An 11,728-nucleotide genomic window follows, 5' to 3' on the forward strand; every position below is an offset into this window, starting at 1 on the left:
GGTGACCTGTGGAGGAACGCGCCGGTTCTCCGGTTACGGCAGGGCGGGCCCGTCCTGGGGCAACTGCAGGTCGTCGTTCTGCGGGAGTTCCTCCACGTTGACGTCCTTGAAGCTGAGGACCCGCACCCGCTTGACGAAGCGGGCGGTGCGGTAGATGTCCCACACCCACGCGTCCTCCATCAGGACCTCGAAGAACACCTCGCCGCCCTCCGCGCGCGCTTTCACCTCCACCGCATTGGCCAGGTAGAAGCGGCGTTCGGTCTCCACCACGTACCGGAAGAGGCCGACCACGTCGCGGTACTCCCGGTAGAGCTGGAGCTCCATCTCGGATTCGTAGTTCTCGAGTTCGTCGCCGCTCATGCCGTCCATTCTCCCTGTTGCACGCGCTGTTCCCGGCCCTGTTCCGGCCGTGCGGACCAGACCGGGGTCGCTTCGTGGCCTGGGGACAGGCCCAGGTTCCAGCTCATCCGATGGTAGGGGCTCGGCCCTCGGTCCAGGATCGCCTGCCGGTGTACCGCAGCCCCATAGCCCTTGTTGCCCTCCCAACCGTAGTCCGGAAAGGCCTCCGCCAGGCCGGTCATCAGCCCGTCGCGTTCCACCTTGGCCAGGATCGAGGCGGCCGCCACGGTGGCACACGTCGCATCGGCCTTGACCTGGAGGTGCACCGACCCAGGGCCAGGAGCCAGGCCGACACTGGCCTGCAGCGGGGACCGCGGCAGCCAGTTGTCGCGCCCGTCCAGGACCAGCGCATCCGGGATGCGCCCCAAGTCGGCCGCCACCCTGTGCCAGGCCCGCCGTCCCGCGAGGGCGAGGGCTGCGGAGATCCCGTACCGGTCGATCTCCCCGGGTTCCGCGTGTCCGACGGCGGCCGCGGCACCCCACGCGAGGATCTCGGGAACCAGCGCCTCCCGGCGCTTGGCGGACAGGACCTTGGAGTCACGGACGGCCGGTTGCGGGCCGGCGTCGGGCAGGGCCACGACGACGACTCCCACGCTCACCGGACCGGCCAGGGCACCCCGGCCCACCTCGTCCATGCCGGCGACCAGCAGCGGACGCCCGGTCCGTTCCGTCCGCCCGGGCACTCCCGGTGAGGCGAGGGCCAGCTGTGCTGCGACGAGGGACAGCTCGACGGACAGGTCGGGGCCGGGCACGGTGGTACGCGTGGTCATGCGGGCCGACGTCCAGCTGCGTGGCGGACGGGGTTCATTCGGACTCCGTCCGGGCCGCCTCGGGGTCCGGGACGTGCTCGAAGGCGTCGCGGTTGCCGCCGGCGTCCCCCCAGCGGGAGAGGGGCCAGGCGATGACCTCGGCGCGGCCGGTCACGTCGTCCAGGCTGATGAACCCGTTGCCCGGACCGTCCTGGTGCATGCGGGAATCGGCGGAGGCGTCACGGTGGTCGCCCATGACCCAGATCTGGCCTTCGGGCACCGTGACGTCGAAGGGGATGTCCGAGGGGGCGGACCCCGGGTGCAGGTACGGCTCCTCGACCGGGGTGCCGTTGACGGTGAGCATCCCCTCGGCGGTGCAGCACTCCACCCGATCCCCCGGCAGGCCGATGAGCCGTTTGACGAGGTGCTGCTCGGAGGAGTTCGGCATCAGGCCGATGAACTCGAGGGCCTCGCGGACGGGATTGGACGCCACCGGGGCCGGCTCGCCGAGCCACCCCTTGGTGTCCTCGAAGACCACCACGTCACCACGCTCCACGTCGAAGGGGCCGGGGACCAACAGGTTGACGAAGATCCGGTCATTGATCTGCAGCGTCTGCTCCATGGACCCGGAGGGGATGTAGTACGCGCGGAACAGGAAGGTCTTGACCAGGAAGGAGGCCAGCAGCGTGATGAGCACGATCAGGACGACTTCACGGACCGCGAGCCAGAGCCGGTGCCCTCCGGACGGTGCGCCGGCGTGGTCCGTGGCCGGGCCGGCGACATGACCGGCATCGTGGCCCGCGGGGGTCTCGGCGGGGGTCGTTCCAGGGCCTTCCCCTCGAGGGGCCTCAGGTGCCCCCGGGTTGTTCTCCTGGGCCATCTCGCCGTCCTCTCCGCTGGTCCGGCTGTCCACTCTACCGCTCGCCAGCTCCCGGACCGGGCTCCAGCGGGGTGCGTCGCTCCGCGGGCCAGGCGATGCCGGTCACCTTCCCGATGACCTTGGTCTCCTCGATCATGCCGCCGCCCGGGGCACCCAGGAGGCCGCGAGAATCGTGGGAGTGGTGGCGGTTGTCCCCCAGGAGGAACAGCCGCCCCTCGGGCACCTCGGCGGTGAACGCGGTGCGGGAGGCCGGCGGTTCGGCGAGGTAGTCCTCCGGAACAGCCTCGCCGTTGACCTCGAGCAGGCCGTCGGCACTGCAGCAGGAGACGGTGTCCCCGCCCACGCCGGCCACCCGCTTCACATAGGCGGACGTGTCCGGCTTCAGGCCGAGCCATTGCAGCGCCTCGTCCACCGCCCGGGCCGGTGCCGGCCGGGAGTCGTAGGGCACGAAACTGCCCTCGCCGTCCACGACGACCACGTCCCCCCGCTCCACGGGTGCGGCCGCGTAGGCCCCTCGGTCCACACTGATGCGGTCTCCGGGGAGCAGCAGCGGCTCCATGGATCCGGAGGGGATGCGATACAGATCCGCCACGGTGCTGCGCAGCAGGGCGGCGGCCAGCACAGCGGCGATCAGCACCGCGCCGACGAGGAGGGCCCAGGCCCAGACGGGATGTGCCTCGAACGCCGCCCTGAGACGACGACGCCGCGGGCGCCGGTTCCCCTGGGGATTCCGGCGCCCGCGGCGCTGACGAGGCGACGAGTCAGACGACAGGTCGGTCATCGGATCATGATCATGCGGAAGCGCAGATCAGGCCTTCTTGGTCGAGAAGTCGCGCTTCTCCTTGATCTTGGCGGCCTTGCCGTGGCGATCGCGCATGTAGTACAGCTTGGCGCGGCGCACGTCACCGCGGGAGACGAGCTCGATCTTGTCGATGACCGGGGAGTGCACCGGGAAGGTGCGCTCCACGCCGACGCCGAAGGACACCTTGCGGACACGGAAGGTCTCGCGCACGCCATGGCCGTGGCGGCCCATGACGAAGCCCTGGAAGACCTGCACACGGGCGGTCTTGCCTTCGACGATGTTCACGTGCACCTTGACGGTGTCACCGGGGCGGAAATCGGGAACGTCGTTGCGCAGCAGGGGCGCATCGAGGGAGTCGAGAATATGCATGGTGATACTCCTGGTGAACGCCACAGGTCATTCACGTCGTCAGCGGCACGCCGGCCGGTGCCTCCGGAAGTGGAGGCGTCGGGATGGGCATGCCCAAGCTAGGGACCGGTTGACCCGTCTGGGCGCCGGTGGGTCAGACTGTCGGCATCCGCCCCCTGTGGCAGGTCGGATGTCCAGTTGACACAGCTGACCATTATGCCAGATCCGAGGCCGTCTTGTCTCCTGGCGCGGTGGATGTGGTGGGGCCAGCGGTCTCCGTGGACTCGACTGACTCGGGTGGCAACAGGTCCGGACGCCGGGACCGGGTGCGGGCCAACTGCTGGTCGTGCCGCCAGGCCGCGATCCGCCCGTGGTCACCGGACAGCAGGATCTCCGGGACGTCGCGGTCACGCCACGAGGACGGCTTGGTGTAGACCGGGTACTCGAGCAGTCCGTCGCTGTGGGACTCCTCCACGAGGGATTCCGGGTTGCCGACCACGCCGGGCACCAGTCGCCCCACGGCCTCGATCATGGCCAGAGCCGCCACCTCCCCGCCGTTGAGGACGTAGTCGCCGAGGGAGACCAGCCGCACCTCGAAGAGGTCGGCGGCCCATTCGAACAGTCGCTCGTCGATGCCCTCGTAGCGTCCGCAGGCCACCACGAGGTGATCCGCGCCGGCCAGCTCCTGGGCCACGGACTGTCGGAACAGCGTTCCCGACGGCGTCGGCACCAGCAGTACCGGACGCGCACCCGAGGCGTCGTCGGCGTCAGCCGCGGAGGCTGCGATCGCCTCGAGCGCCAGCGCCCAGGGCTCCGGCTTCATGACCATGCCGGCACCGCCGCCATAGGGGGTGTCGTCCACGGTGCGGTGCCGGTCGGAGGTGTGATCGCGCAGGTCGTGGATGCGGATGTCCAGCAGGCCCTCCCGGCGGGCCTTGCCGATCAGCGACACGTCGAGGGCCTGGAGGTACTCGGGGAAGATCGTGACGACGTCGATCCTCATGCAGGGTCCTCCGCAGCAGAGCTGCCATCAGCCGCGGGGGCGTTGAGCGTCAACAGGCCCGGCGGTGGCGTCAGGGTGATCGTGCCGGACTCGGGATCGACCTCGGGGACGATCTCCTCGACGAACGGCACGAGGGCGCTGGTCCCGCCGTCGAGCTCCACCTCCAGAAGGTCCTGGACCTCCCCGGTGATCAGCCCGGTCACGCTGCCGACCTTCGTGCCGTCGACCATGACGGCCAGTCCGACCAGGTCCTCCTCGTACCAGGCGTCGTCCTCCCCCGCCTCGTCCGGCTCGGCGAAGAGCTCGGTGCCGCGGAGGGCCTCGGCCTGGTTGCGGTCGGCCACCCCCTCCAGGGCCACCAAGAGGATGTCCTTGTTCCACCGGGCCCGGACCACGGTCAGCGCCCCGTCCTGGCCGGCACCCTGACCACCACGGCGGCCCTGAAGCACCGCTCCGGGGCTGAACCGTTCTCCGGGCTCGTCCGTGAACACCTGGACGGTCACCTCACCATGGATGCCATGGGGCTTGCCGATCCTCGCGACGCGGACGTGCTCGCGCTCGTCCCGGGGTGGGTTCTCGGCACCTGACTGCGGCATGTTCGTGGGGTCCTTTCGGAAGGAAGGCAAGAAGAAGGCAAGAGGGTCAGGGACGACAATGGCCCGCGCCGGACGGTGTCCGGACACGGGCCATCATGTCATGCAGCCGCGCCGGGCCCGCAGTGCGGGACGGAGCGGCACGGTACAGCTACCGGCGGCGGTCGGTGTCCACGACGTCGACCCGGACCGGATGGCCGGCGAGGCCGTCCAGCACGGTGCGCAACGCGGTGGCGGTCCGGCCCTGTCGGCCGATCACCCGACCCAGGTCGGCGGGATCGACACGAACTTCGAGGACTTCGCCGCGACGGTTGTTCCGCAGGTCGACCTGAACGTCTTCCGGGGAATCGACGATTCCCCGGACCAGATGTTCGAGCGCTTCCTGCAGCATGGTCACTCGGACTTCTCGTCGGCCGGAGCCTCGGCGGAGTCGGCGGCGACCTCGGTGGTTTCAGCGGCGTCGGCAGGGGCCTCAGCGGCATCTTTCTTCGGCGTGATGGCCTCCGGGATGATGACCGAGCCCTTCTGCGGAGTCACGAAGGACTCCTTCGGCTGCTTGGTCTTCAGGGTGCCCTCGGCACCCGGCTCACCCTTGAACTTCTGCCAGTCACCGGTGATCTTGAGGATGGCGTGCACCTGCTCGGTGGGCTGGGCGCCCACGGACAGCCAGTACTGTGCCCGCTCGGAGTTGACCTCGATGAACGAGGGCTCCTCGGTGGGGTGGTACTTGCCGATCTCCTCGATGGCACGGCCATCGCGGCGGGTGCGGGAGTCCATGACGACAATGCGGTAGTACGGGGCGCGAATCTTGCCGAAACGCTTCAGACGGATCTTTACGGCCACGGGTGTGGTAGCTCCTGGTTCTTGGTTTTGGCGCAGCGTACACGCCGGCCGTGGGGTTGGCGCGGGGTGGTGAGCTACTGACAGAACGGCCGGCCGGAGTGATAGAGGGTCGCCCGGACGGCAGTTCAGTACCGTCCCATTCTGCCAGACACCCGGCTGTTTGTCCTAGTTCGCCCCGAGGGGTGTCCTACTTCGTCTCGGGCGCGGCCTCCGCACCGGGCCCAGCGTCGGTCCCGACGCCGGCCGGCACCTCGGCCTCGGAGAGCACGAGCAGCGTGTTCCACGGGTCGCGGACCTCGAGGCCGCGCTCGGTGCGCTGGGCGGCCCGGCCGGCACTCCTGAGCCGGTCCTCGGCGGACCCCAGCCCCTCACCCTGCGGCAGGGTGATCTCGACGGAGCCCAGACCGAGGGTGTTGCGGCGGGGGCCGACACCGGTGGAGTTCCACGTGTTCATCGCCATGTGGTGGTGGTAGCCTCCGGCCGACACGAACAGGGCCATGGTGCCGAGCGCGGTGGTCTTCTCGAAGCCGAGCTCCCGGATATAGAAGTCCTCGGCCTCCTGGACGTTCCCCACCTGAAGGTGGACGTGCCCCACGGATGCGGGTGCGGTGGTCAGTCGGTTCACGGCCTCCTCGGTGAGGTGCGTGTCCAGGTACCGGTCCCACGGCAGGTAGATGGTCGTCATGGCCACCTGGCGGTCCGGACCCCACTGCCACTGGTCACGGGGCCGGTCGACGTACAGCTCGATGCCGTTGTTGTCCGGGTCCTGGAAGTAGAAGGCCTCAGAGACGAGATGGTCAGAACTGCCGACGAACCGCGTGGGGTCCAGGCGCACGGCCGAGTAGACGGTGGCGGCGAGATCGGCAGCCTCCTCGAAGAGGATGGCCACGTGATAGAGGCCGGCCTCGCCCTCACCCGGGAGCTTGAGGCCGCGTGCTTCCTCGATGCCGACGAGCGGCACGCCGGACCGGCCCAGGATGACGTTGGGGCCGTCCTCGGCCACAGCGACGAGGCCCAGTGCCTGCTCGTAGTAGGCCCGCAGGCGGGTCACGTTGTCCGACTTCAGAGTCACCATCCCCATGGACAGCCCGGCGGGCAGCAGATCGGCGACGGGGCGCCCACTGATGGGCTGATGCTGCATGGACTGGCGCCGCAGGGCATCGGGATCTGCAGCGGTATCAGAGGCGGTGAAGGACATGACTGGTCTCCTCGGGTTCGGCCCGGTATCTACTCGGGCTGGTGGCGTCTGCGGGCGGCACTGCGGATTCACTGGCTCGTGTCCCGGTCAGCGCCTTCATCACATCACAACTCAGTTGACGCTTCAAGTATTCCACCGCCCGGTGCGGTGTGACCAGAACCACCCCAGCCCACCAGAGGAACCACCCCAACGCGGAAACATCCCCGGAGACATCAGAGGGCCGCAACCACCGTGGTGGTTGCGGCCCTCGAGTCGTGCCGGCTCAGTTGCCGCCGAGGTACTTGTCGAACCCATTGGGAAGGTTCAGCGACGACGGGTCGAAGCCGCCGTCCGTACCGCCCTCGGCGCCCTGACCGAAGGCGGAACCCGCGGCCGGGGAGCCAGACCGCTTGCGTCGGTCCTCAAGCTCACGCATCTCCTGGGCTGCCTTGGCCGGGTTGCCCGACTTGGGCTTGGCCTTCTTGCCCTTGCCCTTGCCCTTGCGGGAACCGCCGGCCCCGCCCGCTCCGCCACCGGGCATCCCTGGCATCCCAGGCATTCCCGGCATGCCGCCGCCGGCCGCCATCTTCTTCATCATCTTCTGGGCCTGGCCGAAGCGCTCCAGCAGGCCGTTGATCTCGGAGACCTGGACACCGGCGCCGCGGGCGATGCGGGCCCGGCGGGAGCCGTTGATGATCTTGGGTGCCACCCGCTCGTGCGGGGTCATGGACCGGATGATGGCCTCGATGCGGTCGATCTGCCGCTCGTCGAACTGCTCGAGCTGCTGGCGCATGCCCTGCGCCCCGGGCATCATCATCAGGAGCTTCTTCATGGAGCCCATCTTCTTGATCTGCTGCATCTGATCAAGGAAGTCGTCGAGGGTGAAGTCCTCCTGGTCCACGAACTTCTGGGCCATCTTCTCGGCATCGGCCCGGTCCCAGTTGCGCTCGGCCTGCTCGATCAGGCTCATCATGTCGCCCATGTCCAGGATGCGTGAGGCCATCCGGTCCGGGTGGAAGACCTCGAAGTCAGCTAGGTTCTCGCCCGTGGACGCGAACATCACGGGCTTGCCCGTCACCGAGCGCACCGAGAGGGCGGCACCGCCGCGAGCGTCGCCGTCGAGCTTGGAGAGCACCACGCCGGTGAAGCCGACGCCCTCGTTGAAGGCCTGGGCCGTGGCCACGGCGTCCTGGCCGATCATGGCGTCGAGGACGAAGAGGACCTCGTCCGGCTGGACCGCCGCGCGGATGTCCGCCGCCTGCTGCATGAGCTCGGCATCCATGCCGAGACGGCCGGCGGTGTCCACGATCACGATGTCGTTGTACCTGGCCTTGGCCTCGGCCACGCCGTTCCGGGCCACCTGCACCGGGTCCCCGGTGGGATCCTCGAACTCGCTGGAGACGCCCGGGTGCGGGGCGTAGACCGGAACGCCGGCCCGTTCGCCGTTGACCTGGAGCTGCTTGACCGCGTTGGGGCGCTGGAGATCGGCCGCCACCAGCAAGGGGGTGTGGCCCTGTTCCTTCAGGTGCTTGGAGAGCTTGCCCGCGAGGGTGGTCTTACCCGCACCCTGCAGGCCGACGAGCATGATGACCGTCGGGGGGTTCTTCGCGAGGTTCAACCGCCGCGTCTCACCACCGAGGATGGCGACCAGTTCCTCGTTGACGATCTTGACGATCTGCTGGCCGGGGTTCAGTGCCTGGCTGACCTCTTCGCCGAGGGCCCGCTCCTTGATGTGGCTGATGAACTCACGCACCACCGGAACGGCCACGTCTGCATCCAGCAGTGCCCGGCGGATCTCTCGGGCAGTGGCGTCGATATCCGCTTCGGACAGGCGCCCCTTGCCCTTCAGGTTCTTGAAGGTGGCGGCCAGGCGATCGGACAGGGAGTTGAACACTGCGGTGCTCTTCCTTCGGTGGTTGGGGGTGGCGGCGGAAACTACCAGTTCCCAAGGGTATCAAGTCAGACGCAGAGGGGGCCCCGCTCGCTGGCGGGGCCCCCTTTCGGACTTGTCTCCCTACTTCACACCAACCGAGGTGGTCTCCCGGTCTGCCGGGGCCGCAGCGGCCACCGTCTCCTGCTCCCCGGTGTCCGGGGATTCGGAATAGGACGTTCCCATCCCGCCGCCACCGAACTCGTAGGCGTTCTCGCTGTGCAGGGACCGGTCCAGGCCGGCCTCCTCCTCCTCAGCGGTGACGCGCCACCCCATGGTGGCTTTGAGGGCGATCCCAATCACGAAGGTGACCACGCCGGCATAGACGACGGCGACCAGCACGGCCACCACCTGCGCGAGCAGCAGGGAGGCGTCGCCGCCATAGAACAGTCCGGCACGGCCGTCCTCCAGGGGCCGGCCGAGCAGGCCGATCATGACGGTGCCGATGATGCCCGCCACGAGGTGGAGCCCGACGACGTCCAGGGAATCATCGAAACCGAGCTTGTACTTCAGGCCGACGGCTAGGGCACAGGCGGCACCGGCGATGAAGCCGATGATGAGGGCGCCCACTGGATCGACGAAGGCACAGGCCGGGGTGATGGCCACCAGTCCGGCCACGATGCCGGAGGCGCTGCCGATCGAGGTGGCGCGCTTGCCGCGGATCCGTTCGGTCAGCAACCAGCCGAGCATGGCGGCTGCCGGGGCCGCGAGGGTGTTGACCCAGATGAGGCCGGCCTCCGTGGCATCACCGGCGGCGCCGCCGTTGAAGCCGAACCAGCCGAACCACAGCAGGGCGGCGCCGAGCATCACGAAGGGGATGTTGTGGGCGCGGTGACCGGGGTCCGTGCCGAAGCCTTTGCGCTTGCCGAGCAGCAGGGCGATGACCAGGGCGGCCACGCCGGCGGAGATGTGGACGACCAGGCCACCGGCGAAGTCGACGGCCTCGCCCACGGCACTGCCGATGGCACCGTCGGCGGAGAGCAGTCCGCCACCCCAGACCATGAAGGCCAGCGGGCAGTAGACGGCGGTGACCCAGATCGGGACGAAGACCACCCACGTGCTGAACTTGGCACGGTCGGCGATGGCACCCGAGATCAGGGCGACCGTGATGATGGCGAAGGTCGCGCCGAAACCGATGCCGATCAGGTCCTCGGTGCCGAGGGAGCCGTAGAGCCCGAAGTCGGCGAACGGATTGCCGAACATCTGGGCGATGCCGTCACCGCCGGTCATGTTGTAGCCCCAGAGCACCCAGACCACGGCCACCAGGCCGATGGACACAAAGGACATCATCATCATGTTCAGGGCGGCCTTGGCACGGGTCATGCCGCCATAGAAGAAGGCCAATCCGGGGGTCATCAGCAGCACCAGGGCGGCACACACCATGGTCCAGACATGCCCCGATGTCAGTTCGATCGTTTCCACTGTTCATCCTCTCGCCCGGGTCCGCCCGTGACTCCCGGGCGGGGATGGCCCGGGACATCGTGCGGTGTCGCGACGGGTTGCGACGGGTCCCGGTTAAAAGAATGGGCGTGGCGTGTTTCACGGCCTTCGTCAGGATGTTTCCCCAAGATGACGATCATCCGGGGCCGGTAAACAACATGTTTCGCCGCTGGCAGCACGATGGCCCAGGCGAATGTCGCCCGGGCCATCGTGCTGCAGTCATCGATCAGATCGTCTTCCTGGAATCCGGATCCTCGGATCCTTGACCGTACGGCTCAGTCGAGCAGGGCCTCCACGAAGCCCTCGGCGTTGAACGGCGCGAGATCATCCGGGCCCTCGCCCAGGCCGACGAGCTTGACCGGGACGCCGAGCTCACGCTGGATGGCCACCACGATGCCACCCTTGGCGGTGCCGTCCAGCTTGGTCAGGGCGATGCCGGTGATGTTGACGACCTCGGCGAAGACCTTGGCCTGGGCCAGGCCGTTCTGTCCGGTGGTGGCATCCAGGACAAGCAGCACCTCGTCCACAGCGGCCTGCTTCTCGATGACGCGCTTGATCTTGCCCAGCTCGTCCATGAGGTTGGCCTTGTTCTGCAGGCGCCCGGCGGTGTCCACGATCACCACGTCGGCTTCCTGCTCGATGCCGGTCTTCACGGCTTCGAAGGCCACCGAGGCCGGGTCGGCACCATCCTCGTAGGAGCGGACGGTGTCCACGCCCACCCGGGCCCCCCACGTGGCCAGCTGCTCGGCGGCGGCCGCACGGAAGGTGTCAGCCGCGCCGAAGACGACATGGCGGTCCTCGGCCACGAGCACCCGCCCGATCTTGCCGACGGTGGTGGTCTTGCCGACACCGTTGACGCCGACGACCATCATGACGGCCGGGCGGCCCTCCTTACGGGAGGCATCCAGGCGGCGGTCCATGGTCGGATCGACCATCTTGACCAGCTCCTCGTGGAGCATGGCCTTGACCTGCTGGGGATCGCGGGACCCCTCCACCGTGACGCGTTCGCGCAGGTTGTCCACGAGTTCCATGGTGGGCTCGGTGCCGAGGTCCGCCAGCAGGAGGGTCTCCTCCACCTCGTCCCAGACGTCATCCGTGATGTTGTCCGTGGACAGCAGCGCCAAGAGGCCCTTGCCGAAGATGCTGTTGGACTTGGCCAGGCGTGCACGCAGCCGCGCCAGACGGCCGGCGGCGGGGGCCGGTGTCTCCAGCTCGGGGGCGGTCGACTCCTCGGCCTCCACCACGTCCTTGGCGGGCACGGGGGCGGCGACCGGCGCCTCGGGTTCGGCGACCGCAGTACCCGCGGGGCCGGCGTCGTCCGTCTCCGGACGATCGAGGACCGCGGTGCTCCCGGTACCGGTGGGCCCCGGGTCATTGGCGTCACGGGTGGTCGGGTAGATGCCCCGGGGGCGCTTGGGCTTGCGGTCGATGAAGACCAGCAGCACCAGGCCGACGAGCAGGACAGAGGCAAGCGAAATCAAGATGATCGGATCCACCGCACCAGTCTGTCACAGCTCTCCGGGTGACTCGCGATGGTACGCCGTGGCCCGCCAAGGCCAGGGCG

The 11,728-nt window shown here is 68.7% G+C and carries 13 protein-coding genes; all 13 read right to left on the reverse strand.

The genetic code is table 11. From position 1 onward, the window contains the following. Positions 1–33: 33 nt before the first annotated feature. The 13 genes from ACFFIO_RS01705 to ftsY all read right to left on the reverse strand — a co-directional run bounded on the left by ACFFIO_RS01705 (position 34) and on the right by ftsY (position 11,660). Positions 34–360: a DUF2469 domain-containing protein gene (locus ACFFIO_RS01705; RefSeq protein WP_313817270.1), complete on the reverse strand. Its 327-nt coding sequence runs from the start codon at positions 358–360 to the stop codon at positions 34–36. Continuing rightward, complete coding sequence (gene rnhB, locus ACFFIO_RS01710) at positions 357–1,169, reverse strand: ribonuclease HII (RefSeq protein WP_378039942.1); 813 nt, start codon at positions 1,167–1,169, stop codon at positions 357–359. The genes ACFFIO_RS01705 and rnhB overlap by 4 nt, the downstream gene beginning before the upstream one ends. Positions 1,170–1,203: 34 nt before the next feature. After that, positions 1,204–2,028 (reverse strand): signal peptidase I, encoded by an 825-nt coding sequence (lepB, locus tag ACFFIO_RS01715; RefSeq protein ID WP_378039943.1) that lies wholly within the window; start codon positions 2,026–2,028, stop codon positions 1,204–1,206. Between the two features lie 34 nt (positions 2,029–2,062). Beyond that, entirely contained in the window at positions 2,063–2,809 is a 747-nt protein-coding gene (lepB, locus tag ACFFIO_RS01720) for a signal peptidase I (protein ID WP_378039945.1), read from the reverse strand. A 27-nt stretch (positions 2,810–2,836) separates the two neighbouring features. Next, positions 2,837–3,199, reverse strand: coding sequence for a 50S ribosomal protein L19 (rplS, locus tag ACFFIO_RS01725; RefSeq protein WP_159550359.1), 363 nt, complete (start codon positions 3,197–3,199; stop codon positions 2,837–2,839). Positions 3,200–3,392: 193 nt separating this feature from the next. Beyond that, a complete protein-coding gene (gene trmD / locus ACFFIO_RS01730) occupies positions 3,393–4,181 on the reverse strand; it encodes a tRNA (guanosine(37)-N1)-methyltransferase TrmD (protein ID WP_378039946.1) in 789 nt (262 codons plus the stop codon). Next, positions 4,178–4,777, reverse strand: a complete 600-nt coding sequence (gene rimM, locus ACFFIO_RS01735; protein WP_378039947.1) for a ribosome maturation factor RimM — start codon at positions 4,775–4,777, stop codon at positions 4,178–4,180. Before rimM ends, trmD begins: the two co-directional genes overlap by 4 nt. Before the next feature lie 148 nt (positions 4,778–4,925). Further along, complete coding sequence (locus ACFFIO_RS01740; protein ID WP_313818443.1) at positions 4,926–5,165, reverse strand: RNA-binding protein; 240 nt, start codon at positions 5,163–5,165, stop codon at positions 4,926–4,928. Positions 5,166–5,167: 2 nt separating this feature from the next. Further along, positions 5,168–5,617, reverse strand: a complete 450-nt coding sequence (gene rpsP / locus ACFFIO_RS01745; RefSeq protein WP_159550350.1) for a 30S ribosomal protein S16 — start codon at positions 5,615–5,617, stop codon at positions 5,168–5,170. 187 nt (positions 5,618–5,804) lie between these two features. Beyond that, entirely contained in the window at positions 5,805–6,758 is a 954-nt protein-coding gene (locus tag ACFFIO_RS01750; protein WP_378040006.1) for a VOC family protein, read from the reverse strand. A 319-nt stretch (positions 6,759–7,077) separates the two neighbouring features. Then, on the reverse strand, positions 7,078–8,688 hold the full coding sequence (gene ffh / locus ACFFIO_RS01755) for a signal recognition particle protein (RefSeq protein WP_378039948.1): 1,611 nt from the start codon (positions 8,686–8,688) through the stop codon (positions 7,078–7,080). A gap of 120 nt (positions 8,689–8,808) precedes the next feature. Beyond that, positions 8,809–10,137: an ammonium transporter gene (locus ACFFIO_RS01760; RefSeq protein WP_378040007.1), complete on the reverse strand. Its 1,329-nt coding sequence runs from the start codon at positions 10,135–10,137 to the stop codon at positions 8,809–8,811. A gap of 302 nt (positions 10,138–10,439) precedes the next feature. Next, a complete protein-coding gene (gene ftsY, locus ACFFIO_RS01765; RefSeq protein WP_378039949.1) occupies positions 10,440–11,660 on the reverse strand; it encodes a signal recognition particle-docking protein FtsY in 1,221 nt (406 codons plus the stop codon). Positions 11,661–11,728 lie beyond the last annotated feature (68 nt).

It is taken from the genome of Citricoccus parietis, assembly GCF_042433045.1.
GTDB classification, from domain to species: Bacteria; Actinomycetota; Actinomycetes; order Actinomycetales; family Micrococcaceae; genus Citricoccus; species Citricoccus parietis.